This is a genomic window from Streptomyces neyagawaensis (genome assembly GCF_023516595.1).
Classification (GTDB): domain Bacteria; phylum Actinomycetota; class Actinomycetes; order Streptomycetales; family Streptomycetaceae; genus Streptomyces; species Streptomyces neyagawaensis.
In genome coordinates this window covers 94,062-118,334 of the sequence record NZ_JAMGBG010000011.1, presented here as the reverse complement: position 1 = coordinate 118,334, position 24,273 = coordinate 94,062, and the positions used below count along the sequence as shown (strand labels likewise).

The 24,273-nt window shown below is 73.3% G+C and carries 20 protein-coding genes and 1 pseudogene; 3 read left to right on the top strand and 18 right to left on the bottom strand.

Annotation, left to right across the window (positions count from 1 at the left end):
- The first annotated feature begins 153 nt into the window (after positions 1–153).
- Both sigK and M8J73_RS06990 read left to right on the top strand, forming a co-directional pair.
- Positions 154–738: an ECF RNA polymerase sigma factor SigK gene (gene sigK, locus M8J73_RS06995; protein WP_249828356.1), complete on the top strand. Its 585-nt coding sequence runs from the start codon at positions 154–156 to the stop codon at positions 736–738.
- Positions 735–1,487 (top strand): anti-sigma factor, encoded by a 753-nt coding sequence (locus M8J73_RS06990; protein WP_249828355.1) that lies wholly within the window; start codon positions 735–737, stop codon positions 1,485–1,487. Before sigK ends, M8J73_RS06990 begins: the two co-directional genes overlap by 4 nt.
- A gap of 105 nt (positions 1,488–1,592) precedes the next feature.
- Here the strand turns inward: M8J73_RS06990 and M8J73_RS06985 are convergent, their stop codons facing one another.
- The 16 genes and pseudogenes from M8J73_RS06985 to M8J73_RS06910 form a co-directional block, all read right to left on the bottom strand.
- Positions 1,593–2,318, bottom strand: a complete 726-nt coding sequence (locus tag M8J73_RS06985; protein WP_055543066.1) for an alpha/beta family hydrolase — start codon at positions 2,316–2,318, stop codon at positions 1,593–1,595.
- Positions 2,315–3,139: a DUF1295 domain-containing protein gene (locus M8J73_RS06980; RefSeq protein WP_055543065.1), complete on the bottom strand. Its 825-nt coding sequence runs from the start codon at positions 3,137–3,139 to the stop codon at positions 2,315–2,317. The genes M8J73_RS06985 and M8J73_RS06980 overlap by 4 nt, the downstream gene beginning before the upstream one ends.
- Entirely contained in the window at positions 3,136–4,452 is a 1,317-nt protein-coding gene (locus M8J73_RS06975) for a class I SAM-dependent methyltransferase (protein WP_249828354.1), read from the bottom strand. Before M8J73_RS06975 ends, M8J73_RS06980 begins: the two co-directional genes overlap by 4 nt.
- Positions 4,449–5,720, bottom strand: coding sequence for a class I SAM-dependent methyltransferase (locus M8J73_RS06970; RefSeq protein ID WP_249828353.1), 1,272 nt, complete (start codon positions 5,718–5,720; stop codon positions 4,449–4,451). The genes M8J73_RS06975 and M8J73_RS06970 overlap by 4 nt, the downstream gene beginning before the upstream one ends.
- Positions 5,717–6,475, bottom strand: a complete 759-nt coding sequence (locus tag M8J73_RS06965; protein ID WP_249828352.1) for a DUF1365 domain-containing protein — start codon at positions 6,473–6,475, stop codon at positions 5,717–5,719. Before M8J73_RS06965 ends, M8J73_RS06970 begins: the two co-directional genes overlap by 4 nt.
- Positions 6,472–7,788 (bottom strand): NAD(P)/FAD-dependent oxidoreductase, encoded by a 1,317-nt coding sequence (locus M8J73_RS06960; protein ID WP_249828351.1) that lies wholly within the window; start codon positions 7,786–7,788, stop codon positions 6,472–6,474. Before M8J73_RS06960 ends, M8J73_RS06965 begins: the two co-directional genes overlap by 4 nt.
- A 150-nt stretch (positions 7,789–7,938) precedes the next feature.
- Complete coding sequence (locus M8J73_RS06955) at positions 7,939–8,676, bottom strand: flavodoxin family protein (protein WP_055540435.1); 738 nt, start codon at positions 8,674–8,676, stop codon at positions 7,939–7,941.
- A gap of 4 nt (positions 8,677–8,680) precedes the next feature.
- Positions 8,681–9,067, bottom strand: coding sequence for a hypothetical protein (locus tag M8J73_RS06950; protein ID WP_157873206.1), 387 nt, complete (start codon positions 9,065–9,067; stop codon positions 8,681–8,683).
- Positions 9,058–11,484: a SpoIIE family protein phosphatase gene (locus tag M8J73_RS06945; RefSeq protein ID WP_055540433.1), complete on the bottom strand. Its 2,427-nt coding sequence runs from the start codon at positions 11,482–11,484 to the stop codon at positions 9,058–9,060. Before M8J73_RS06945 ends, M8J73_RS06950 begins: the two co-directional genes overlap by 10 nt.
- Positions 11,485–11,670: 186 nt before the next feature.
- Positions 11,671–13,281 (bottom strand): phytoene desaturase family protein, encoded by a 1,611-nt coding sequence (locus M8J73_RS06940; protein ID WP_249828350.1) that lies wholly within the window; start codon positions 13,279–13,281, stop codon positions 11,671–11,673.
- An 88-nt stretch (positions 13,282–13,369) separates the two neighbouring features.
- Positions 13,370–15,643, bottom strand: a complete 2,274-nt coding sequence (locus tag M8J73_RS06935) for a serine/threonine-protein kinase (protein WP_249828349.1) — start codon at positions 15,641–15,643, stop codon at positions 13,370–13,372.
- Positions 15,644–15,711: 68 nt separating this feature from the next.
- The gene (locus tag M8J73_RS06930) at positions 15,712–16,611 is read right to left on the bottom strand and encodes an oxygenase MpaB family protein (protein ID WP_249828348.1); all 900 of its coding nucleotides are present in this window, start codon (positions 16,609–16,611) and stop codon (positions 15,712–15,714) included.
- 218 nt (positions 16,612–16,829) lie between these two features.
- Positions 16,830–16,937, bottom strand: a pseudogene (locus M8J73_RS45470) (RICIN domain-containing protein); the annotation flags it as partial.
- Positions 16,938–17,064: 127 nt separating this feature from the next.
- Positions 17,065–18,093 (bottom strand): acetate/propionate family kinase, encoded by a 1,029-nt coding sequence (locus M8J73_RS06920; protein WP_240501277.1) that lies wholly within the window; start codon positions 18,091–18,093, stop codon positions 17,065–17,067.
- 163 nt (positions 18,094–18,256) lie between these two features.
- Complete coding sequence (locus tag M8J73_RS06915) at positions 18,257–18,451, bottom strand: hypothetical protein (RefSeq protein WP_055538822.1); 195 nt, start codon at positions 18,449–18,451, stop codon at positions 18,257–18,259.
- 349 nt (positions 18,452–18,800) lie between these two features.
- Entirely contained in the window at positions 18,801–19,388 is a 588-nt protein-coding gene (locus M8J73_RS06910; RefSeq protein WP_055538823.1) for a TetR/AcrR family transcriptional regulator, read from the bottom strand.
- 99 nt (positions 19,389–19,487) lie between these two features.
- Here M8J73_RS06910 and M8J73_RS06905 point away from each other — a divergent pair, with 99 nt between their 5' ends.
- Positions 19,488–20,318, top strand: a complete 831-nt coding sequence (locus M8J73_RS06905) for an oxidoreductase (protein WP_055538824.1) — start codon at positions 19,488–19,490, stop codon at positions 20,316–20,318.
- A gap of 220 nt (positions 20,319–20,538) precedes the next feature.
- Here M8J73_RS06905 and M8J73_RS06900 read toward each other — a convergent pair whose 3' ends face one another.
- Together M8J73_RS06900 and M8J73_RS06895 are read right to left on the bottom strand one after the other, a co-directional pair.
- The gene (locus M8J73_RS06900) at positions 20,539–22,713 is read right to left on the bottom strand and encodes an FUSC family protein (protein ID WP_055538825.1); all 2,175 of its coding nucleotides are present in this window, start codon (positions 22,711–22,713) and stop codon (positions 20,539–20,541) included.
- 333 nt (positions 22,714–23,046) lie between these two features.
- Entirely contained in the window at positions 23,047–24,222 is a 1,176-nt protein-coding gene (locus M8J73_RS06895; RefSeq protein WP_055538826.1) for a glutathione-independent formaldehyde dehydrogenase, read from the bottom strand.
- Positions 24,223–24,273 lie beyond the last annotated feature (51 nt).

The following is a 24,273-nucleotide window of genomic DNA, read 5'->3' as shown; positions in this document are numbered from 1 at the left end:
AGGACCACGCGTCCTGAGACACATTTTCGGCCACTTCGGTTGCGGTCCGACACCCGCGTTCCAGCCCGTGGACTTTCGCCGCGGGTGCAACCGATCCGGGGGCTCGACAGGAACGGATTACATCCGGACCCGGCGCGATGGTGGAGGCCCTCGGTGAAAGAAGCGGTGCGTATCGGCAGGCATCCCTCGGCGGAGCCCGACCTTCAGGAACTGGTGGGCCTGGTGGCCCTGGGGGACGAGGGGGCGTTCGCCCGGCTCTACGACTCCGTGGCGAGTCCCGTCCTCGGTGTCGTGCTCGCGGTGCTGCGGGACCGGGCGCAGTCGGAGGAGGTGGCGCAGGAGGTCCTGGTGGAGGTGTGGCGGACCGCGCCCCGCTACCGGTCCGACCGGGGCACGGCCATCAACTGGATCCTCACGCTGGCCCATCGGCGGGCCGTGGACCGGGTGCGCTCGGTGGACGCCGCGGCCGCCCGTGACCACAAGGCGGCGCTGCTGGCGCGGCTGCCCGAGTACGACGAGGTGGCGGAACACGTCGAGGCGCGGCTGGAGCGCGAGCAGGTCCGGCGCTGTCTGCGCACGCTGACCGACGTCCAGCACCAGGCCGTCACCCTGGCGTACTACCGGGGGCTCACCCACCGTGAGGTGGCCGAGGCGCTCGCGGTGCCGCTGGGGACGGTCAAGACCCGGCTGCGCGACGGCCTCATCCGGCTGCGCGACTGCCTGGGGGTGACCGCATGAGGACCGTCGACCCGCACCGGCTGACCGGGGCGTACGCGCTGCACGCCCTGTCCCCGGAGGAGACCGTGCGGTTCGAGCGTCACCTCGCGGGCTGCGACGCCTGCGCGCAGGAGACGGCCGAGCTGTCGGCGACGGCGGCCCGCCTGGGACTCGCCGTCGCCACGGCGACCACGCCGGGCATGCGGGACCAGGTGCTGCGCCACATCACCGGCGTGCGGCAGGAGACGCCCGGCGGGCCGGGGCAGGGACGCCGGGGCCGGGCCCGGCCGCGGGCGCGGTCGGTCTCCCGCTGGGCCCTGGCCGCCTGCCTCGCGGCGGCCACGGCTCTCGGGGGGACGGCCGTGTGGCAGCACGAGCGGGCGGAGGACGCCCGCGCTGAGGCGCGGCGTGCCGCGCGAACGGCGGACGGGATCGCCGCCGTGCTGGCCGCGCCCGACGCCACGGTGCGGGCGGCCGAGCTGGCCGGCGGCGCGTCCGGTGCCGTCGTCGTCTCCCGCGGCCAGGACCGGGCCGTGTTCGTCGCCTCGGGGATGGCGCGCCCGCCGGGCGGCAAGGTCTATCAGCTCTGGTTCGACGACCGTGGCGGCATGCGGCCGGCCGGTCTGATGGACCCGGGCCGCGCCGACCAGACCGTGCTGATGCGCGGGGCCGTCGACGGCGCGTCCGGCATGGGCATCACCCTGGAACCCGAGGGCGGCTCCGACCACCCCACCTCCGCCCCGCTCACCCAGGTGCCGTTCCCGGTCTGACCGGGGAGGCCGACCACCCGAGCGGACGAAGAGGAGGCCCGCTCCCCCAGTGGGGAGTACGGGCCTCCTCTTCGTCCGCGCGGCTCACCGACGCCGCCCCCGTGCTCAGAGCACGGGGAAGCCGTCCGTGCCGTAGGACTCCTCGGGGAGGGGGTCCGGTGCGCCCGTGGGGTCGAGGAGATGGGCGACGAGAGTGGTCGCGGTGCGGTGCCAGAACTGGCGGCGGCGGAGCATCGCGTGGTCGCCGCCATGGACGACGGCCAGGCCGGCGCGTGCCGCCGTGTGCTGGGCCCGGCGCACGCAGTGCGCCGAGTCGGCGGGTGAGGTGATGCGGTCACGGTCGCCGTGCAGGGCGACGACCCGACGGCCCGCCAGGTGGTCCACGGGCTCGTCCGGCGGCCACCACGGCGCGAGGGCGACGACGCCGGCCACCTGCGGGTGACCGGCGGCGCGCAGGGCGGCACGGGCGCCCATGGAGTGGCCGAGCAGCACCGTGGGGACGGGGCCGACGCGTGCGCCGAGGTCGTCCAGGGCGAGTTCGGTGTCCCGTACGGGGTCGGCGCGCAGGTCGTTCCAGCCGCGCAGACGGTAGCGGACCTGGGCGACCAGGACCTCCCGGTCGGGCAGCGCGGCGGACAGCGCCCGGACGAAGGGGTCCATCCGCAGCGCGGCGAGCTGCCAGGGACGGGTGGGGCGGTGGCTCACGGCCTGACCGCCGTGCAGCACCAGGACGGCCGCCCTCGGCCGGGTCGGGGAGGCCCTCAGGAGGAGGGCGTCCCCCTGCCGCTGTCCGTACGTCGTCGCGCTCCCGTCCCGCTGTCCGTACGTCATCGCGCTCCCGCCCCGCTGTGCGTCCGCTTCGGCGGTCGGGGGAAGAAGCCGCTGGTGCGGGCCTGGTACTCGGTGTAGCCGGGCCGGTCGGCCATGTGCTTCTCCAGCAGCCGTTTGCCGCTGCCCCGGGTGAGCAGCAGGCTCATCACCACCGGTGATACCACGGAGACCGCGGCCGCCGCCGGGGAGTCGCAGGCCATGAGGAACAGCCCCCACCAGACGCAGAAGTCCCCGAAGTAGTTGGGGTGCCGGGTCCACGACCACAGTCCCCGGTCCATGATCCTGCCCCGGTGGGCGGGGTCGGCCTTGAACCGGGCCAGTTGGGCGTCGCCGACCGCCTCGAAGCCGAGGCCGACCGCCCACAGTGCGGCGCCGGCCCAGGTGAGGGCCGACGGCGGGTCGGGCACGTACTGCGCGGCCTGCACGGGCAGAGACACGAGCCACACCAGGGCGCCCTGGAGCAGGTAGACCATGCGCAGGGCGTACGCGTTCCGGTTGCCGGGGGCCTTGGACAGCATGGCCTCGTAGCGGGGGTCCTCGCCGTGGCCGCGGCCCCGGCGGGCGATGTGCGCCGCGAGGCGCAGCCCCCAGATCGCCGTCAACGCCGTGACCAGCAGCCGCCGCACGGGGTCGCCCTCGCCGGCGGAGGCGACGCAGGTGACGACGGCGACCGCGGTGAAGCCGACGCCCCAGGCGATGTCCACGATCCGGTGCAGGCCGAGGCGGACGGCGACGGCGAAGGTGACGAGCATGACCGCGAGGGCCGCGGCGGCGGCCCAGGCGAGGTTCAGCGCGAAGGCGCTCCACGGGAAGTCGCTCACGGCCGCTCCAGCCCCTCGTACCAGGTGTGCGTGCTCGCCGGGAGACCGCTGTCGCCGCCGGGGCCTGGCCGTACGGCCAGGATCTGGTCGACGCCCATCCGGCCCTCCTCGAACGCCAGGGCCGCGCCCACCAGATACAGCCGCCACACGCGTGCGGTCTCCTCCCCCACCAGCCGGACGAACCGCTCCCAGTGGTCCTCCAGGGTGCGGTGCCAGGCGCCGATGGTGCGGACGTAGTGCTCGCGCAGCGACTCGGTGTGCCGGACCTCCAGGCCCGCCCCCTCCAGCAGGCCCACCGTCTCGCCCAGGGGGCGCATGTGCATGTCGGGGGCGATGTACGCCTCGATGAAGGGCCCGCCGCCGGGGGCGACCCGGCCGCGGGACATCTGCTGGACCAGCACCCGGCCGCGCGGCCGGACGAGCCGGTGCAGGGCGGCGGTGAACGCCGGGTACTCGGCGTCCCCGACGTGCTCCCCCATCTCGACGGTGGCGACGGCGTCGTAGCGGCCGCCCTCGATGTCGCGGTAGTCCTGGCGGACCACGTCCACCAGGTCGGTCAGACCGCGCTCGCGGACCTGCTCCCGCACGTACGCGGCCTGTTCGCGGGCCAGAGTGACGGCGGTGACCCGGGCGCCGTACCGCTGGGCCGCGTGCAGGGTGAGCGAGCCCCAGCCGCAGCCGATGTCGAGGAGCCGGGCGCCGGGTGCCAGGGCGAGCTTGCGGCAGATCAGCTCCAGCTTGGCCCGCTGGGCGTCGGCGGGCCCGGGCTCGGCGTGCTCCGCGGCCCAGTAGCCGCAGGAGTAGGCCATGGTCTCGTCGAGGAGGAGGGCGTAGAAGTCGTTGGAGAGGTCGTAGTGGTGGCTGATGGCGGCACGGTCGCGGGCCCGGCTGTGCAGGCCGCCGCGGAGCCGGGCCTGGGAGGCGGGGGCGGGCGGCCGTGGGCCGAGCGCGCCGAGCCGTACGGCGGTGGCGACGGCGCGCGCCCGGTCGGCGGGTGAGAGCCTCGGCGGGCGCAGGCCGCGCTCCCGGTGCGCGGCCCAGACGGTCCGCAATCCCTGCGCCAGGTCGCCCTCGATGTCGAGTTCGCCGGTGACGTACGCCTGGGCGAGGCCCAGTTCGCCGGGCTGCCACAGGAGGCGGCGGAGCGCGCGCCGGGACCGTACGACGACCACGGGAGCGTCGGCCGGGCCGGTCTCGCTGCCGTCCCAGGCGCGCAGCCGCACCGGCAGGGGGCCGCCGAGGGCGTCCTCGGCGAGGGCGGTGAGCAGGTGGGCGGCGCCGGGGCGGGCCGTGGCGGGGGCGGTGGTGGTCATCGGGTCGGGCCCTCCTTGTCGAACAGGTAGTGGTGCACGTCGAGGTAGCCGGCCCGGAACCCGGCCTCGGAGTAGGCCAGGTAGAAGGTCCACAGCCTGCGGAAGGTCTCGTCGAAGCCGAGCGCCTCGACGTCGTCGGCGCGCTCGGTGAACCGCTCCCGCCACAGGCGCAGCGTCTCGGCGTAGTGGGCGCCGAACGCGTCGCGCCGTGCGAGGCGCAGCCGGGTGTGGTCGCGGGCGGTGTCCTCGATCGCGCGGGTGGAGGGGATGCGTCCGCCGGGGAAGACGTACTTGTGGATCCAGGTGAAGGTGTCGCGGGTGGCGAGCATCCGGTCGTGCGGCATGGTGATGGCCTGGAGCGCCACCCGGCCGCCGGGGGCGAGCCGCTCGTCGAGGGCACGGAAGTACACCGGCCAGAACTCGGCGCCGACCGCCTCGATCATCTCGACGCTGACGACGGCGTCGTACTCCCCCCGTGCCTCGCGGTAGTCGCACAGTTCGACGGAGACCCGCTGGTCGAGTCCCGCGGCGCGGATGCGGTCGCGGGCCAGGTCGCGCTGTTCCCGGGAGAGGGTGAGGGAGGTGACGTGGGCGCCGCGGGCGGCGGCCCGCAGGGCGAGTTCGCCCCAGCCGGTGCCGATCTCCAGCAGCCGGGTGCCCTCGCCTACCTCGGCCAGGTCGAGGAGGCGGTCGATCTTGCGGTGCTGGGCGGCGGCGAGCCGGTCCCCGTGGGCGGGGAAGCCGCGGAAGACGGCGGAGGAGTAGGTGAGGGTGTCGTCGAGGAAGAGGGCGAACAGGTCGTTGGACAGGTCGTAGTGGCGGCTGATGTTGGTGCGGGACCCCTCGGGTGTGTTGCGCTCCTCGTGCGGCTGGCGCGGCGCCCACAGGCCGCGCAGGCGTTGCAGCGGGGCCGGAATCAGTTCGGCGGCGTGGGCGGCGAGCACGGTGAGGGCGCCGACGAGGTCGGGGGCGTCCCACTCGCCGGCCATGTACGACTCGCCGAACCCGACGAGGCCGGCGGTGCCGACGCGGGCGTGGAAGGCGGCGGGGTCCCTCACGTCCAGCAGCGGCCCGCCCAGGCCGACGGTGCCGCTTCCGGCGAACCGGGCCCGCAGCGGAAGGTCGCGCAGGGCCCGCCGGACGAGGGCCGAGGTCACGGCCGTGCGCAGCGGCGAGGAGGCGGGGACGGCGGCCACATCGGGCCAGCGCGCGGGATCGGCCGGGGCGGTCGGGCCGCCGGGGACGATGCGGGGCTCTGCTGTGGTCATGCGGCGTTCTCCGGGATGCGGTCGTCGGGGCGCGGGTGGACGGGCAGTCCCCGCAGGTAGAGGCGTATGCCGTGGGCCCGGATGGCAGCCGACACGGCGAGGGTGGACCAGGGGTGACGCGCCGCCAGCCGCAGCAGGGTCCACGCGGTCGCCTCGCGCCGGGTGCCCCGGACGGTGGCGGTGAGGGTGCGGCCCTCCTCGCGGTCCAGGTGGACGGTCAGGTCGAGTCGCGTTCCGGGCGACGGCAGCCGCATGCGGTAGCGGCCGTCGACCGGGAGGAACGGCGAGACGTAGAACTCCTTGTCGGCGCGGTACGGCTCGCCGGCCGTGCCGGTGCCGCCGGCGGGCAGGAGGTAGCAGTGGCGTCCGCCGTAGGTGTTGTGGACCTCCGCGACGACGCACCGCAGTTCGCCGTCGGGTCCGTGGCACCAGAACAGGGTGAGCGGGTTGAACACGTACCCGAGCACGCGCGCGTGGGTGAGCATCAGCACCCGGCCGCCGTCCAGGGTCACGCCCCGTTCGGCGAGGAACGCGTCGAGGCCGGCCCGGATCGTGGGCTGGTCACCGGAGAAGTGGTCACGCGGGTCGAACCGGGCGAGCGGTCGCAGGAGGCGGGGCAGCCGGGGCGGGCGGTCGGGGTCGAGGAGCCACAGGTACGTGCGGTGCCGCAGCGCGTAGCGCCGCGGAGCGGTCCGTACGTGGACGATCTCGCAGGAGTAGAGGGCGGGTTCGGCGGTGGCCGGGACGGGGTTCACCAGCGCGCTCCCAGGGCCGCGGCGGCCTCGACGCCGGAGCGGCAGCCGTCCTCGTGGAACCCCCAGCCGTGGTAGGCGCCCGCGAAGGCGCAGACGGGACTGTCGAGTTCCGGCAGCCGACGCTGGGCGGCCACCGACTCGGGGGTGTAGACGGGGTGTTCGTAGACCATGCGAGCCAGGACCCGGCCGGGGTCGACGCGGTCCTCGCCGCCGAGCGTGACCACGTAGTGCTCGGTGGCGTCCAGGCGTTGCAGCCGGTTCATGTCGTAGCTGACCCGTACCCGGTCGGCGCCCGCGTCGCAGGACGGCAGCAGATGGTTCCAGGAGGCGCGGGCGCCCCGGGACCGCGGCAGCAGCCGGGGGTCGGTGTGCAGGAGGGTGGTGTTGCGGGAGTAGCGGAACGCGCCCAGCACGTTCCGCTCCGCCTCGGTCGGGTCGGCCAGCATCCGCAGCGCCTGATCCGGGTGGACCGCGATCACGACGGCGTCGTAGGACTCGGTGGTGCCGTCGGCGGCCGTCACCGAGGCGCCGTCGGCGTGGCGTCGTACGGCTCGGACGGGCGTGCCGGCGCGGACCTCGCCGATGTGCTTGGCGACGCGGTCGACGTACTCGCGCGATCCGCCGGTGACCGTGCGCCACACCGGTGAGCCGCCCACCGACAGCAGTCCGTGGTGTTCCAGGAAGCGGAACAGATAGGCGGCGGGGTAGCGCTGGGCGGTGGCGGCGTCGCAGGACCAGACGGCGGAGACGACCGGGGTCATGAAGTGGGTGCGGAAGTAGGGGGAGAAGCCCTCCCGGTCCAGGAACTCCCCCAGCGTGAGCGGCGGATCGCCGCCCCGGGCGAGCAGTCGCCGGGCTGCCCGGTGGAAGACGGGCACCTCCGCCAGGAGCCGCAGATAGCGGCCGCGCAGCAGGTTGCCGGGGCGGGCGAACAGTCCGGCGGGCCCCCGGGCGCCGGCGTACTCCAGGCCGCACCCCTCGCATCGGACCGACATGCTCATGTCCGACTCCTGCGTGGCGACGCCGAGTTCGTCGAAGAGCCGCAGCAGCCGTGGATAGGTGCGCCGATTGTGCACGATGAACCCGGAGTCGACGCGGTGCACGCGTCCGTCGTGCGCCGAGGTCAGCTCATGGGTGTGCGCGTGCCCGCCGAGCCGGTCGTCGGCCTCGTACAGGGTGACGTGACGGGTCCGCCCCAGGATGTACGCGGCCGTCAGGCCCGCCACCCCGGCGCCCACCACGGCCGTGCGCCGTCCGTGCCGTGCCGTGTGCTCCGAGTCGTGCGGAGCGTTCCCTCTGTCCCGCGGATCCATCGCCTCTTCCTCCCGCCCTGCGTGCTCCGGTTCTCGCGTAATCCGGAGCAGGTCGGGCGGTGGATTGGCACAGCGGTGAATCTTGTGGCGCGCGGGGGGACGGACGGGCCGCGTGGGCGGCCGGGACCCTCGTGACCTGCGACGAAGGGGTCAGCGGTGTTCGGGATTCTCCGCACCCGGGCGGCAGCCGGCGTCCCACTCGGTGCGCTGGTTGCCGTAGGCGGGGATGCCTCCGGAGCGCTTCAGCAGGGCCGCCATGTGCATGAGGTTCCAGGTCATGAAGGCGGTGTTGCGGTTGGTGAAGTCGTTCTCCGGTCCGCCCGAGCCCGGGTCCAGGTACGACGGTCCGGGGCCGGCCGCGCCGATCCAGCCGGCGTCGGCCTGGGGCGGGATCGTGTAGCCGAGGTGCTGGAGGCTGTAGAGGACGTTCATGGCACAGTGCTTGACGCCGTCCTCGTTGCCGGTGATCAGGCAGCCGCCGACGCGGCCGTAGTACGCGTACTGCCCCTTCTCGTTCAGTTCGCTGGAGCAGGCGTACAGGCGCTCGATCACCCTCTTGGTCACCGAGCTGTTGTCGCCGAGCCAGATCGGCCCGGCGACGACCAGGATGTCCGCGGCCATCACCTGCTCGTACAGGACCGGCCACTCGTCCGTCGCGAAACCGTGCTCGGTCATGTCCGGGTAGACACCGGGCGCGATGTCGTGGTCGACGGCGCGGACCTCGGAGGTGGTGACCCCGCACGACACCATGATGGCCGCGCTCTTGTCGATGAGGCCCTGGGTATGACTGAGCTGCGGGGACGGCTTCAGGGTGCAGTTGATGAACAGGGCGGTCAGGTCGTCGAAACGGTACGGCGTGTCGGCGGCGGGCGCCGAAGGAGCTGTCATGGGGTCAGCGTCTCGCGCGACATCCGTTTTGTCCCACTCCGACGCACCGCCCGTAGGTCACCTCAGCTCTGGCGCAGCGGACCGAAGAAGGTGTGCAGATCGGTGACGAGCAGGTCGGGGGCGTCGTGGGCCGCCCAGTGGCTGCCGCGGTCGAATCGCGACCATTGGTGGGCATGCCGGAGGCGACGACCCGGCAGTCCGGGTACCGGCTCTCGAATGCGTCGATGAGTTCCGCGCGCACCTTCTCGGGCAGTGTGGTGGAGAACCCGGCGCGCAGTACGCCCCCACCGAGGGACCCGGTGCGGCGGACGTCCTCCAGGGTGCGTTCGATCTGGATGTACGCGGCCCGCAGCCCCGCGTAGAGCTGGGCGCCCTGCGGGGTCAGCCGCACGCTTCCTCCCCCTCCGGACCGGGCACGCGGATCATCAGCAGCGTCACGTCGTCGTCATGGGCGGCCGGGTCCGGGAGGAGGGTGGTGATCAGCCGGTCCGCGGCCCGGTCGAGGAGTTCCGGGTCCCCGGGGGCGCCTTTCAGCGCCAGGTCGAGGGTCTGGGTGAGGACGTCGATCTGGACCTCGATGTCGGTGCCCGGTCGCTCCACGAGTCCGTCGGTGTAGAGCACGAGCGTGCTGCCGGGCGGCAGCGGATGGGTGGCCTCCTCGAACGGCACTCCGCCGCCCAGGTCGTTGACGCCGAGCGGCACTCCGATCGGGGTCCACAGTCGGCGGGCTGCCCCGTCCGGGGGCAGGGCGATGACGGGCAGATGCCCGGCCGAGCACAGGGTGACTCCGTCCGCGTCCTGGTCCATGACCAGGTAGACGCAGGTGACGAGCTGGTCGGCGAGGTCGTTGACGAAGGCGTCGAGGGCGGTCATGAGCCGGCTGGGCGTGGCGCCGGTGCGGGCCAGCGCGTGGGAGGCGGCGCGCAGCTGCCCCATGACGGCCGCCGCCTCCAGGCCCCGGCCCATCACGTCGCCGACGATGACGCCGGTGCGGCGTTCACCGAGGGGGATGACGTCGAACCAGTCGCCGCCGACCCCGGGGTCCTGGACGGAGGCCAGGTAGCGGTGCGCGCTGGGCAGGTGCGGGAGGCGGGGCGGCTCCCCCATGAGGCTGTGCTGGAGGGTGTAGGCGATGTGCCGGTGCTGCTCGTAGCGCTCGGCGCGGGCGGCCTCCGCCTGTCTGCGCTCGGTGATGTCCCGTACGGTCAGGACGACCAGGGTCTGCTGTTCGGCCTGGAGTCTGCTGACGCTCACCTCGACGGGGAACTCGGAGCCGTCGGGGTGCCGCCCGTACAGGTCCCGGTCCACGACGGTCGGCCGGGGGTCGCGCAGGCGCAGGTAGGCGTTCAGCAGGGCGCTGTGCCGTCGGCGCCGGGCGTGGGGCACGAGCCGGACGACGTCATGGCCGACGAGGTCGCCGGGCGCGAGGCCGAACAGGCGTTCCACCTGGGCGTTGGCCATGACGATGGTGCCGTCGCCGTCCGTGATGAGGGTGGCGTCGGGCGCGGATTCCAGGAGGGAGAGGAAGCGCCGCCGGGCCCGCTGGACCTCGCGCTGGGCCGCGACGCGTTCGGTGATGTCGGTGATCACACCGCAGACGGCGTAGGGCTCGCCGTTCGCGTCGTTCAGCGGGAACAGGGAGCTGAGGACGTCCCGTTCGCCCTCCGGCAGCTTGAGCAGCTCCTCGCGCTGCACGGGGGTGCCGCGGGCGAGCATGGCGAGGTCGGCGGCGCGTGCCTGACGTGCGAGGCTGGGCGGCAGGACGTCCTCGTCCCGCAGGCCGATCACCTGGTCGCGGGACAGGCCCGTTTTCGCCTCGAACGTCGTGTTGACGGCGAGGAAGCGGCCGTCCAGGTCCTTGATGAACACCACCGCCGGTGTGTGGTCCATGAAGGCCTGGAGGAGTTCGTTCTGCCGTACCTGCCATTCGGCGCGGGCATGGGCCTCCTCGATGCGGCGGCCCACCGCCGAGGCCGCGAGGACGACCGCCGTGAACACGGCGACATGGCCGGCCACGAGGAACGCGGTGCCCAGCCGCGGACCGAAGAGGCCCGCGTCCTCGCCCGCGAGGACGGCCCAGCCGAGCAGGGGCGGTACGACGAGGACGGTGGCGAACAGCCGGCGCCCGAGGGCCCCGGTGGTGCCCGCGTTCATCAGCAGTCCCGCGAGGTCCTCGTCCGGCCGGGCGAGAAACGCGGCGGTGCCCAACAGCACCAGGGCGACCGCGGTGTGCAGGGCCATCCCGGTGTAGGCGCCGAACCGTTCCAGCTCGGTCACCGCGTAGGCGGCCCCGTACAGCCGCAGCATGCCGAGGGCGAGGACGGCCAGGCCGGGGATCTGGCTGGTCCAGGCGGGTGCCCGGGGCGCGCTCGCGGACAGGGAGGCTGCTCCCCCGAGTGTCAGGGCCGCGGCCGTGTTCGGCGACATCCGCCCGGGTGTACCGGTGCCGACCCCGGCGGTGTCGTCGTCGAAGAGGAGTTCGTCGAGACCGAATCCCGTCCCGGTCAGGTACTCGAGGCCGGTGAGTCCGCCGACGAGGAGCGCCGGGAGCGCGGCGACGCGGGCCGCGGCGAGGGTCCGCCCGCCCACCGGGCGGCCGACGACCAGGAACAGGGACAGGCCGAGGGTCAGGATCGCCACGGCGGTGTTCGGCTTCATGGAGACCTCGACGCCGGGCAGCGGGCTTTTCAGCACGTCGGCGTCGACGATCCATCCGGTCAGGCTCAGCGCTCCGAGCAGGGCGGCCAGCAGGGCGGCGATCCGGGCACCCGCGCGGGCGGCGGTCAGGACCGGGGCGTGCGGCGGCAAGCCCCCGGCCTGTGTCGCTCCACCCGCGCCGGGCGGCTCGGACGCCCGCTGCTCTCCCGTCACCGCGTTCTCAACTCTGTGGACGAAGCCGTATCCGCACACTCGGCTCGGGTGCGGACGGAAAGGTACCTACAGCGTCGCCCGCCCGGCCGGAATGCGCGATCGAGAGCGGAGGTCACCCACGGGTCAGGACGGACCGCCGAGGGCCTCCAGTGCCGCCATCGCCGCGTTGTGGCCCGGCACCCCGCTGACGCCGCCACCGCGTACGGCGCCCGCGCCGCACAGGAGCACGTTCGGGTGGCGGGTCTCCACGCCCCAGCGTCCGGTGCCCTCCTGGGTGTGGGGCCAGGCGAGGGCGCGGTGGAAGATGTTGCCGCCGGGCAGGCCGAGGTCGCGTTCCAGGTCGAGGGGGGTCCTGGCCTCGATGCAGGGGCGGCCCTCGGCGTCGGTGGCGAGGCAGTCGGCGAGGGGCTCGGCGAGATGCGTGTCGAGCTGGGCGAGGGTCGACTTCAGGAGTTCCTCGCGCACGGCGTCGTTGTCGGCCTCGAACAGCCTCGCGGGGGTGTGCAGCCCGAACAGGGTGAGCGTCTGGTAGCCCTGCTCGACCAGGTCCAGGCCGAGGATCGTCGGGTCGGTGAGGGAGTGGCAGTAGATCTCGGAGGGCGGCGCCTCGGGGAGCCGGCCCGCGGCTGCCTGCGCGTAGGAGGTCGCCAGCTGGTCGTAGCCCTCGGCGATGTGGAAGGTGCCGGCGAACGCCTCGCGCGGGTCGACGGACCCGTCCCGGAGCCTCGGGAGCCGCTTGAGCAGCATGTTCACCTTGAGCTGTGCGCCCTCGGCGGGCTCCGGCGGCGTGTCGCCGGTCAGCGTCGCGAGTTCCCGGGGTGAGGCGTTGACCAGGACGTGGCGGGCGGCGACGGTGCCTTCGCCGTCCGGTGTCCGGTAGGTGATCTCGGCGGACCGGCCGTCGGTGGCGATCTTCCGTACCTCGTGGCCGGTGGCGAGCACCGCTCCGGCCGCGCGGGCGGCGGCGGCCAGGGCGTCCGTGAGGGCGCCCATGCCGCCGACGGGGACGTCCCAGGCACCCGTGCCGCCGCCGATCACGTGGTAGAGGAAACAGCGGTTCTGGCTGAGGGTGGGGTCGTGGGCGTCCGCGAAGGTGCCGATCAGGGCGTCGGTGAGGACGACACCGCGCACCAGGTCGTCGTGGAAGGCCGACTCCACGGCGACGCCGATCGGCTCCTCGAAGAGGGCGCGCCAGGCGTCCTCGTCGTCGATGCGGACCCGTAGCTCGTCCCTGGTGGGCAGCGGCTCGGTGAGGGTCGGGAAGACGCGTTCGGCGACACGGCCCGTCATGCCGTAGAAGCGCTGCCAGGACTCGTACTCGCGCCCCGAACCGGTCAGCCGTGCAAACGCCTCCCTGGTGCGGCGCTCGCCGCCGCCGACCAGCAGACCGGTGGGGCGGCCGTCGCGTTCGACGGGGGTGTACGAGGAGATCGTGCGACCCCGGACGCGGAAGTCGAGGTCGAGATCCCGGACGATCTTCTTGGGCAAAAGGCTGACCAGGTAGGAGTACCGCGACAGCCGGGCGTCGACCCCGGTGAAGGGGCGGGTGGAGACGGCTGCGCCGCCGGTGTGCCCGAGCCGCTCCAGGACCAGCACGGACCGCCCGGCGCGGGCCAGGTAGGCGGCGGCGACCAGGCCGTTGTGGCCGCCTCCGACGATCACCGCGTCGTAGGAGTCGTGGGGTCGGGGTCCGGGGCGGCCGGTCGGCGCTTGTGGGGCGGGGGTGGCAGGCATGGCTCTTGGTAACACGCGCCGATCGGGGTCGGCCAGGGGGCCGGGGCAGGTGGACCAACGCCGGCGTGCCGGGCGCCGCGGAGATCCATCAGAAGGACCCTGGTGCCCGCTGCTGTCGCAAGGCCGCCACCCTGCGGTAGAGCCGCACCGCTTCCGGGCCGCGGCCGAGCTGCTCCAGGCAGTGGGCCTCGTCGTTGCGGCTGGCGAGGGCGTCGGGGTGGTCGGCGCCGAGGACCCGTTCGCGGGCGTCGGCGACGCTCCGGTACTCGGTGAGGGCGTCGGCCCAGCGTCCGAGCCAGCCGAGGCCGACGGCGACCTCGCGGCGGCTGACCAGGGTGTCGGGATGGTCGGCGCCGAGGACCCGCGCGCGCAGGGCGCACACGTCACGGGACTCGGCGAGGGCCTCCTCCCAGCGGCCGAGCCGGCCGAGGTTGACGCCGAGGCCGTGACGGGCGCGCAGGGTCTCGGGATGGTCGGGGCCGTGGACCCGGGCGCGGTCGTCGACGAGGGCGCGGTAGAGGGGCAGGGCCCGGGCGCTGCGGCCGAGCCGGCCGAGGCTGATCCCGACCTCGTGGCGGGCGGCGAGGGTGTCGGGGTGGTCGGGGCCGAGTGCCTGGGAGCGGGCCTCGGCGACCTCCTCGTAGGTCTGGAGCGCCTCGGGCCAGCGGCCCAGCTGGCCGAGCGCCCAGGCGACCTCGAAGCGGGTGACGAGGGTGTCGGGGTGGTTGGCGCCGAGGACGCGGGTGCGGGCGGCGGCGACCTCGCTCGCCGTGCGGTACGCGTCCTCCAGCAGGCCGAGCCTGCTGAGGGTGAAAGCGAGGTTGTGGCGGCAGCGCAGGGTGTCCGGATGGTCGGGGCCCGCGAGGCGTTCCCGGGTGGCGAGCACGGACGCGTACGCCTGGTGGGCCTCGTGGTGGCGGCCCAGCTGGCCGAGGACGTACGCCATCTCCTGCCGGGCGGCGAGCGTGTCGGGGTGGTCGGCGCCGAGGAACCGCTCGCGGGCGTGGGCGACATGGGCGAACTCGCGCAGCGCGTCGGCGGGGCGGCCGGTGCGGCTCAGGGTGAAGCCGACCTCGTAGCGGCTGGCCAGGGTGTCGGGGTGGTCGGGACCGAGGGCGTGCTCCCGTTCGGCGGCGACCGCCCGGTGCACCTGCCCGGCCTCCGCCCAGCGGCCCAGGCGGCCCAGGCTCAGGCCCGCGTTGTGCCGCCCGGCCAGGGTGGCGATCAGCTCCGGTGAGGGGGTGGGCCGTTCGGCGCGTAGGGCTTCCTCCGCCTGTGCGGCGGCCGGGCGGGTGATCCACTCCCCCGTGAGACCGGCGGAGGCGTCCGGCGGGGTGAGGCGCGGTCCGGTGCCGGTGGCCTTGTGGCCGGTGGTCATGCCCTGGGTCCAGGACGGCAGCCGGGGCTCGCGCGCCGCGGCCGGGTAGGGGCGGGCCTGGGGCAGCGGGGTCACCGGCACGGGGTCGGCCGTGGGGGCGCGGCCGGGGGCGCCCAAGGGGGCTGGGACCGCCGGCGTAAGCCCCTCGTCGATACGGCGGGCCAGCTCGCGGGCGTCCTGGGGGCGGGCCTCCGGTTGCTTGGCCAGCAGGTCCAGGATGAGCCGCTCCAGGTACGTGGGGAGGTCCTCGCGGTGGCTGCGCGGGGGCAGGGGCACGGTGTCGCGGTGGCCCATGAGGACCGCCCACGCGTCGTCCAGGTCGAACGGCGGTACCCCGGTGGCGATCTCGTAGAGGACGCAGCCGAACGAGTACAGGTCGCTGCGCCGGTCGACCTGGCCGCCGCTGATCTGTTCCGGCGACATGTAGTGGGGGGTGCCCATCGCGATGCCGGTGCTGGTGAGGCGGGAGGTGAAGGTGACGTCGCGGCCGAGGCGGGCGATCCCGAAGTCGCAGATCTTCACCGTGCCGTCGGTCAGCCGCATGATGTTGGCGGGCTTCAGGTCGCGGTGCACGATGCCCCGCCGGTGGGTGTAGGCGAGGGCGGAGGCCACCTGTCCGGCCACCTCGACGACATCGGCGACGGGCAGCGGATGCTGCTTGTTGTCCTCCAGGAGCTGGCTGAGGTTGCGGCCCTCCAGCAGTTCCATCACGAGGAACAGCACGCCGTCGGACTCGCCGAAGTCATGGACGACGGTCACCCCCCGGTGCTGGAGGCCGGCGGCGACGCGCGCCTCCCGCCGGAACCGCTCGCGGAGCACACCGGCGACGGACTGGTCCGGCCGGGTGTTGACGGGTTTGAGGCACTTGACCGCGACCTGGCGGTCCAGTGACTCGTCTCTCGCACGCCAGACCTCGCCCATGCCGCCACGCCCGATCAGATCGAGCAGCCGGTACCGGCCCTGGATCAGCGTGGTGTCCGTCATCGCCAACGATCGCCCCCGTCCGTACGGACCCGCCCTCCCCTGGCTTGTCCGATGTCCAGTATGGCGACCTATCTCATGACTTTGTACGGTGCCGGGCGGGTGCCGGGGCCGAGCCGCGCCATGGCCCTCAGGATGTGCTTGGGCGGGAGCTGCCAGCGCAGACGTGCGGGAACGCCGCGCAGCAGGGTGCCTGTGCGGCGCAGGCGGCGGGTGACGACCACCGGCGCGGGGGCCGGTCTGCCGTACAACTCATGGGCGTACGGCGGCAGGGAGGCGTACGCCAGGTCGGCCACGCGCCGCCAGAGCGCTTCGCGTGCCGGTACGAGCAACGGGTGGGTGGGCGGGCGGCGCAGGAAGTCGTCCACGTCGCGTGCTTCCGGCCCGGCGGCCAGTTCGGGGCGGACCCGTTCGAAGTACGCGGCCAACTCGGCGCGGCTGCCGGGCACACCGGCCGGGTCGAGCCCCATCAGGCGGGCGCTGACACGCTGTTCGGCCACGTACCGGTCGGTGGACGCCTCACCGAGGGGGAAGCCGGAGCGGAGCAGGATGTGCACGTAGGAGTCGATCTCGGCGCAGTGCACCCACAGCAGCAGTCCGGGTTCGTCGACGCCGTACCGCTCCCCCGTGTCCGGGTCGGCGGCCGTGAGCATGCTGTGGATCTTCCGGACGCGGGCGGCGGCCCGCTCGGCGGCGTCCGTGGTGCCGTACGAGACGGTGCCGACGAAGTCCGCGGTGCGCAGCAGCCGGCCCCAGGCGTCCTTGCGGAAGTCGGAGTTCTGCATGACGCCGCGTACGGCCCGGGGGTGCAGGGCCTGGAGGTAGAGGGCGCGGACCCCGGCGATCCACATCATGGGATCGCCGTGCGTCTGCCAGGTCACCGAGTCGGGCCCGAACAGTCCGGGGTCGCCCCGGTGCGGGGCGCCCACGCCGTCGGGTCGGGTCACGCCGTCGGGTCGGGTCACGGTCATGTGAGGTCACCTCGGGTGGCTGTCGGCTCGCGCGTGTGGTCGACCGTTCAGCAGCATCATCCCCCCAGGGGGAGACAGAGCGGAAGCCGCTGGTGACCGTGCCCGGCAGACACGGTCACCAGCTCGTGGTCGGGTGTGCGCGGGTCGGCGCTGCAGGGTGAGCAGCCCGGGCGGTACGGCAGCCCAGCCGTTCGCCAGCTGCGCCGGCGGCCCGTCGAGGTCCACTTCTGATTGCTGCCGCCGGCGCAGTTCCACAGCTGCACCGCCGTGCCGTCGGCCGTGGCGCCGCCGCTGACGTCCAGGCACAGCCCGGACTCCACGGCGACGCCGCGCAGGGCGCCGCTGCTGGGCGGCCGGACCGGCGACGAGCAGCGCCGCCAACGAGACCAGGACCGCGATCGCGGCGGCGAGCGCCGCGGACGGCAGGAGCTGGTGCTGGTTCCTCACGATGCGTCACCGGTTGTCGGCGGTGCCGTTGCCGGACCGCTGGAGGACCTCACCGTCAGCAATGCCCAGCACCCGTCGGGTCTCGGCGGCGATCTGCTGTGTCTCGCCGGTTGCGACCACGAAGACCGGGACACCCCTCACCGCCTGATCGATGCGATCGATGCGTCGGAGGCCTTCCCGCATCAGATCTTCCAGTTCGGGGACGAGCAGCCCGCCTCGTACACCGAGAACAGTCAGGGCCGAGCAGATCTCCTCGCGTACCTCGGGCTGGTCCTCGCCGATCTCCCCCGTGAAGACCAGCGCGTCCAGCCGGTCCAGCGAGGCTGCCATCGAGGCAATGCCCCTGCGGCAGCTGAGTGTGAACGTGGCCAACGCCAACGCGGCCGCGGCGTCACCCTCCGCACGGGCGCGCACCAGGTCCCGGGTGTCTCCCGAGGATCCGGAAAGGCCGAGCAGACCGGACTGCCGGTGGAGTGTGTCATCCAATTCGTCCGTGCTCAGACCGTGCCGCCGCTGCAGCCACAGCAGCGCGCCGGGATCGAGGCTGCCACTGCGCCGGCTCATCACGAGGCCTTCCAGCGGAGTGAAGCCCATGGTGGTGTCCACGCTGCGGCCGTTCCGGACGGCGCAGGCCGAGCAGCCGCCGCCCAGGTGCACGAGCACGACTTGGAGGTTGTCGACGGGTCGGCCCAGGGCCTGCGCCGTCCTCCGCAGTGCCCACGAGTAGGAAAGCCCGTGGAAGCCGTACCGGCGCAGCCCGTATTCGGCTCGCCATCGCTCCGGCACGGCGTATGTGCGCGCCGGCGCCGGCAGATCCTTGTGAAAGACAGTGTCGAAGCAGGCGACATGAGGGACGTCGGGCAGGAGCTCTCGTGCGGCATCGACCACCCGCAGGGCAGGGGTCACGTGCAGCGGCGCGAGATCGGCGACATCCGCCAGCAGAGCCCGTACGCGTGCGTCGATCAGCGTATGCGCAGTCAGGTGCGGACCGCTGTGGACGATGCGGTGACCGACCGCCGCGGGAGCCGGCACCACGCTGAGGAAGTTCCGCAGTTCCGCCGCCGCAGCAGGCCCCGGGGGCTCCGAGGCGTCTCGATCCGCCACCCGTTCACCGTCCGCCGCGAACAGAGCGATGTGAAGGCTCGAAGAGCCGGCGTCGAGGACCAGTACGTGACCATCACGGCTCGCGTCGGAGCGGTCAGCACTCATCGCACACCTCCAGTGCGCCCGCGTCCTCCGGCACGGTGCGCCCACCACGGAGTGCGCTCCTGTGCTCAAGGTCGGTCTCGGTGCGAACCGGGTGGTGCTGCGCCCGGCCCGGCAGGGCGGTGAGGAAGACACGGGTGTCCCCGTCGCCGTCCTCCAGGCGGGTGCCGACGTTTGGCCACGTCAAACACGTCGACCTGTTCGTCCGCTGCCAAGGGCGCCGGAGGCGAGGTCGCGCCTCGCCGCTTTCCCCAGGCTGCCACCACGGGGAGGGATCCGCTCGTCCATCCGTTCGGCAGCACGCCGCGCCTGCGGGCCGGGGCCACGGTGCGTGGCTTGCTGTCGTGCGCGGTGTCGGTGGACGCGGCGCCGTAAGTCCTACCGAAAGGGGCGGCGACTGCCGATCGGAAAGGCCACCGCCGACGTCGTCACCACCCAGCAGACCCGGGAAGCCAACCGGCAGTTGACCAGGTCTTGAACCAGCCCGCCGGACGTGCGTCTGGGCAGTGCAGCCGCCGCGACCGGAGGACATCTGGTCAGGAGGCGGGCTTCTCGTGCGCGGTTCGTGTGTGGGTGGTCAGGCCGGTCAGCACCAGGCTGAGCCAGCGGGCGCGGGCGGCGGGCGGCTGGTCGGTGGGGGCGGTGCTGAAGAGCAAGTAGATGTCGTCGACGGTGACGTCCTGGTGGATGTCTCCGTCGGCCTGCCCCGCCTGGATCAGCGCGGCCAGAGCGGCGGCTGCTCGCGCTTCGGCGTCCCGGTCGACCGGTTCGGCGCCGAGGGCGCGGGCGGCGGCCTTGACGGCATGGTTGGTGGCGGTCGCCTCCGTGACGCGGGCAAGGAAGTCGCTGATCTCGTCCACCGCGCGCGACCCGGAGGCGAGGCGTTCACGGGAGCCCTCGGCGGCTTCGGCGACATGCGTGATGTATTCGGCGACGACGGCGGCGACCAGGTCGGTCTTGGTGGGGAAGTGCCGGTAGAGGGTGCCCACGGCCACGCCCGCCGCCGCTGCGATCTCGTCCATGCCCGTGTCGGGGCCGTGCAGGGTGATCTGCTCGCGGGCCGCGTCGAGGATCTTCTTGCGGTTGCGGACGGCGTCTGCGCGCGGTGCTCGGGTCTGGGCCATGGGCTCTCCTGCGGTGGGCGTCTTGGCTTGCATTAACGTGAACCAGGGTTCATGATGGATAGTGAACCGAAGTTCATCTTACTCCGACAGGAAGTCCTCATGACCGCCAAGACCACTCTCGTCACCGGCGCCTCGTCCGGCATCGGTGAGGCCACCGCCCTCAAGCTCCAGTCCCTGGGTTACACCGTCTACGGCGCCGCCCGCCGCACCGACCGCCTGCAGAAGCTGGCCGACCGCGGCATCCGCCCGCTGGCCATGGACGTCACCGACGACGACTCCATGCGCGCCGGCATCGACCGCATCGTCGCCGAGACCGGCCGCATCGACGTGCTGGTCAACAACGCCGGCTACGGCTCCTACGGCGCCATCGAGGACGTCCCCATGGACGAGGCCCGCCGCCAGTTCGAGGTCAACGTCTTCGGCGCCATGCGCCTCGCCCAGCTCGCCCTGCCGCACATGCGCACCCAGCGCGCCGGCACGATCGTCAACATCACCTCCATGGGCGGCAAGATCTACACCCCGCTCGGCGGCTGGTACCACGGCACCAAGTTCGCCCTCGAAGCCCTCAGCGACTGCCTGCGCCTGGAGGCCAAGCCCTTCGGCATCGACGTCGTCGTCATCGAACCCGGCGGCATCGCCACCGAGTGGGGCGCCATCGCCGCCGACCAGCTGGAGAAGTCCTCCACCGCCGGCGCCTACGCCGAACAGGCCGATGCCGTGGCCTCCTCCCTGCGCTCCGAAGCCAACACCAAGCGCAACTCCCCGCCCCAGGTCATCGCCGACGCGGTCGGCAAGGCCGTCACCGCCCGCCGACCCAAGACCCGCTACGCCACCGGGTTCGGTGCCCGCCCCCTCATCGCCCTGCGCCGCCTCGTGTCCGACCGGGCCTTCGACGCCGTCATCTCCCGCGCAGTCGGCCTGCCCACCTGATCCTCACCGGGCCACTCCGGCGACGGCCCTGCACCTCCGGTGGCAAGCCTGGTTCGCCCGGTCCAGCGATGGCACCACACTTGTTGCATCCGCTGCTGGCGGCGACACCGGCGCTGAGCCGCAGCAAGCCATCGGGCTTCGCCAGGCGAAGAGGCGGTCGTTGCGGCCGGGAGACCGCTTCCCGCTTCAGGATGCGCGGCGCTGCCCGTCGGCGGAGCCGTCACCCACCCCGATGCGCAGGTCCTGGTCCGTCACCTTCAGCTGCGGCCGCTCGCACCCGTTGCTCCTCGCGAGCGGAACTGACGTCCCGTTCCAAGGGTGTGCGGCTCACCGCTGCCGCGAGGTCCTCCAGGGCCCGCTTCTGTAGTTCCGCACCGCGTCGTAGCACCGGGCTCGGGTCCCCGGCGGCGCCCTCCCACGCGTGGAGCGCCTCCTCCACACGTCGTCCCCAGTCCGGATTCCGGTGCTCGCGCACATCGTCTGCCGCCTGCGCGGTGTCCGCCTCCAGGGCCTCGGCGAGCCGCTCCGCCTCCGGGGCGGAACGGCTGTCGACCCGCGGGACGTGGCTCTCCATGAGCATCGCCGCCCGGTCGAGTCCCTTGAGCGCCTCCTGCGCCTCCTCGGCCTCGCGCGCTGTCAGACCTCTGGGGCCGACCGGTTCCTGCCGCGCCTGGTCGTAGGCCTCCTGCCAGGCGGCACGTGCCTCCCTGCTCGCCAGCAGGGCCCTGCGCATGTCGGCGCGACGCTCCCGGGTCGGTTCGGCGTAGCTGCGGAGCACTGCGGCCGCGTAGCGGCCGTCGGCGGCGAGCCAGTCCGCCAGCCGGCCCGGCAACCGGGGGGTCTCCCATGTGGGGAACACCAGGTACGCCAGCATGGCCAGGGCCCCGCCGAGCAGGGTGAGCACCACCCGCTCCGGGACCGTCTGCTCCCATGTCTGGCCGCCCATGCCGAGCAGGAAGACGACGTACGCGGCAGTGAAGCACTGGGAGTAGGCGTAGCCGGTACGGAACAGCGTGTACGACAGGGCCGCCGAGACCACCGCCAGCGCGCCGAACACCGGGGCGTCCGGGCCCAGGACCCGCACCATCCCGGTGGCGAGCGCGACCCCCGCCAGGGTCCCGGCGAGACGGCCCACCGCACGCGCGTACGTGCGGTGGAAGTCCGGCCGCATCACCATCACCGAGGCGATGGGCGCCCAGTAGCCGTGTTCCAGGGGGAGCCGGGAAGCGATCAGATAGCCGAGCGTGGCCACCGCCGCCAGGCGGACGGCGTGCCGGAACACGGGCGAGTCCCGGCGGAGTTCACGGCGGACCGCCCGGAGGGCGACCGGGAGCAGCCTGAACATGGTCGGGCGCACCAAGAACTGGGCGCTCGCGTGGCCGGGCGGCGTAGACGTACTGTCGCGCGCCCCGCCGCTCCGGGCGATCTCCAGCGCCTCGGCGAGCAGTTCCACGAGCCGTTCGGCGGCCTGCCGGGCGGGCCCCTCCAACACCTCACCCTCCTGGTCGACGCGCAGGACGTCCGCGCTCCGGGGCGGTATCTCGGCGGGAGTGCCGCGGCGGATCGAACGGGCGGCCGCGTCCAGGACATCGGCGGCCGCGCCGAGCAACTCCCTTGCGCGGTCCCGCCCGGGTCCCTCCGCCGGGGCGCCGACGTCCGGGTCGGCGAGCGCGGCGACGACCGGCAGAATGCGCTCGGCGAGGCCCCGAGGGCCGTGGAGGACGGGGGGACGGGTGCGGGCCTGTGAGGGCGTCACGGCGGCGGCGTCCCGGGCCGTCATCAACGGCTCCGGGTCGAACGGGGCGACCGGGTCGTGCCGCAGCCGACGGGCGTAGTCCGCCACGGCGGCCAGGGCGTCGGCGAGCGCGTCACGATGCGCCCCCCAGCGGCGGACCGGGAACAGCAGGATCAGTACGGCCTGCGCCACGCCTCCGAGCGCGATGACACCGGCGTGTTCCAGGGCCCGCCCGACGCTCGTGGGCAGCGTGACGGTCACCAGCATGCTGCCGACCGTCGTCGCCGCGACGATCCCGGCGGTCGATCCGAGGGCCCACGCCATCCCCGCGGCAAAGGCCCAAGCGGCCAGCAGCGGGAGGAACGTCACGAGTCGCCCCGCCGCCAGGTAGCCCACGAAGGTGCTGAGTGCCAGACCCGCGCCCGCGCCGAGCGCGATCACCTTGCGCGGACGCCAGGTGCGCTGGAAGGTGGCAGCACCCGCCGAGTAGGCACCGAGGGCGGCGGACGCGGCGTACGCCGGGGAGACCAGCCACAGCGCCGGTCCGATGACGAGCGCCACCCCAGCGGCCGTGCGCAGCGCGAGCAGGGGCTCCAGCCGCGTCTCCTCGATCGTGAGCCCGGAGCGCGCGACCTCGCCGAAGGTCCGCAGCCACCTCACGGGGTGAGCCCGGTCGGAACGCGCTGCCGGGTCGCGGCGGCCTGGTCGAGGTGCGGCCGTCGGGCGAGGAAGCCTCCCGCCGGGCCCAAGAACCGGGCATCGGTACATTCGCGACACATCAGCATGCAGCCTCACCAGTCCCAGGGTCTGCCTCGCACCGTATGTCCGGCGGGGTCTTCGCCTACGGCTTGGCGAGCATGCGGGGCCCCGGTCCGTCCTACCGGGCCGAACTCCGGTGGTCGCCGCTGGTTCAGCCCCTGCCGGAGTCCGGGTGACTGCCACCCGTCACCCGGACTGGTCCGGGGTGACAGACGGGCAGCGGTCCCTGGGTTCCTATCGCTTGCTGCCGTTGCCGTGTCCGTTGGGATGCAGGACCACCTTGGTCCAGCCCTCGTCACGGGCGTCGAAGTGCTCGTAGGCGGTGGGGGCCTCGTCCAGGCTGAGCTCGTGCGAGACGACGAAGCTCGGCGTCGCCTTCCCGCCCGCGATCAGGTCCCGCAGCGCACGGTTGTACCGCTTCACCGGGGCCTGGCCGGTGCCCATGCGCTGGCCCTTGAACCACATCATCCCGAAGTCGATCGGCACCTTGCCCTGTGCCTCCAGCTCGCCCTGGGCCTCTTCACCGCCGGGGTCCTGGGGCAGGAACACGCCCACCACGCCGATGTCGCCGGTGAACCTGACCGAGTCGATCAGGCCGTTGAGCGTGAGGCTGGCATCCTCATGCCCCTCGGGGTCGTGGGCCTGGTAGCCGACGCACTCGCAGCCGTTGTCGGCGCCCAGACCGAGGGTGGCTTCCTTGACGACCTGCGCCGGGTCCTGCTCGGCGGTGTTGATCGCGATGGCCCCGATCTCCTCCGCCTTGCTCAGCCGGTCGGGCTGGTGGTCGGCCACCCAGACACGGCCGGCGCCCCTGAGCACGGCCGAGTAGGCCGCCATCAGCCCGACGGGACCGGCCCCGAAGACGATCGTCTGGTCGCCCGGTTTGACGTGGGCCATCTCGGTGGCGTGGTAGCCGGTGGGGAAGATGTCGGCGAGCATGACGTAGTCGGTCTGGCGCTCGGCGGCGTCCTCGCCCAGGCGCAGCGCGTTGAAGTCGCCGTAGGGCACACGCAGCAGCTCTGCCTGGCCGCCCTGGTAGGGGCCCATGTCGGCGAAGCCGTAGGCGGCTCCGGCCAGGGCCGGTTCCGGCTGCATGGTCAGGCAGTAGTTGGTCAGCCCCCGCTCGCACTGCTTGCAGAAGCCGCAGGCGATGTTGAAGGGCAGGACCACATACTCGCCGACCTGGACCTTGCGCACGGCCTGGCCGACCTCCACGACCTGGCCCATGTTCTCGTGTCCCAGCGTGCGGCCGGACTCGAACGAGGTGCGGCCCTCGTACATGTGCAGGTCCGAACCGCAGATGTTGGTGGTGGTGATCTTGACGATGATGTCGCAGGGGTGCTCGATCTTCGCGTCCGGTACGTCCTTCACCGTGACCGTTCGCGGTCCTTCGTATACCGCTGCCTTCATGATGGCAATCCCTTGATGTCGCGGCACGACCGCACCATGGCGGCGATGGAG

Coding starts and splice junctions, on each gene's coding strand:
- M8J73_RS06990 (WP_249828355.1), top strand. CDS start 735: ATGAGGACCGTCGACCCGCACCGGCTGACCGGGGCGTACGCGCTGCAC.
- M8J73_RS06985 (WP_055543066.1), bottom strand. CDS start 2,318: ATGACGTACGGACAGCGGGACGGGAGCGCGACGACGTACGGACAGCGG.
- M8J73_RS06975 (WP_249828354.1), bottom strand. CDS start 4,452: ATGACCACCACCGCCCCCGCCACGGCCCGCCCCGGCGCCGCCCACCTG.
- M8J73_RS06970 (WP_249828353.1), bottom strand. CDS start 5,720: ATGACCACAGCAGAGCCCCGCATCGTCCCCGGCGGCCCGACCGCCCCG.
- M8J73_RS06960 (WP_249828351.1), bottom strand. CDS start 7,788: ATGGATCCGCGGGACAGAGGGAACGCTCCGCACGACTCGGAGCACACG.
- M8J73_RS06955 (WP_055540435.1), bottom strand. CDS start 8,676: ATGACAGCTCCTTCGGCGCCCGCCGCCGACACGCCGTACCGTTTCGAC.
- M8J73_RS06940 (WP_249828350.1), bottom strand. CDS start 13,281: ATGCCTGCCACCCCCGCCCCACAAGCGCCGACCGGCCGCCCCGGACCC.
- M8J73_RS06935 (WP_249828349.1), bottom strand. CDS start 15,643: ATGACGGACACCACGCTGATCCAGGGCCGGTACCGGCTGCTCGATCTG.
- M8J73_RS06930 (WP_249828348.1), bottom strand. CDS start 16,611: ATGACCGTGACCCGACCCGACGGCGTGACCCGACCCGACGGCGTGGGC.
- M8J73_RS06910 (WP_055538823.1), bottom strand. CDS start 19,388: ATGGCCCAGACCCGAGCACCGCGCGCAGACGCCGTCCGCAACCGCAAG.
- M8J73_RS06905 (WP_055538824.1), top strand. CDS start 19,488: ATGACCGCCAAGACCACTCTCGTCACCGGCGCCTCGTCCGGCATCGGT.
- M8J73_RS06895 (WP_055538826.1), bottom strand. CDS start 24,222: ATGAAGGCAGCGGTATACGAAGGACCGCGAACGGTCACGGTGAAGGAC.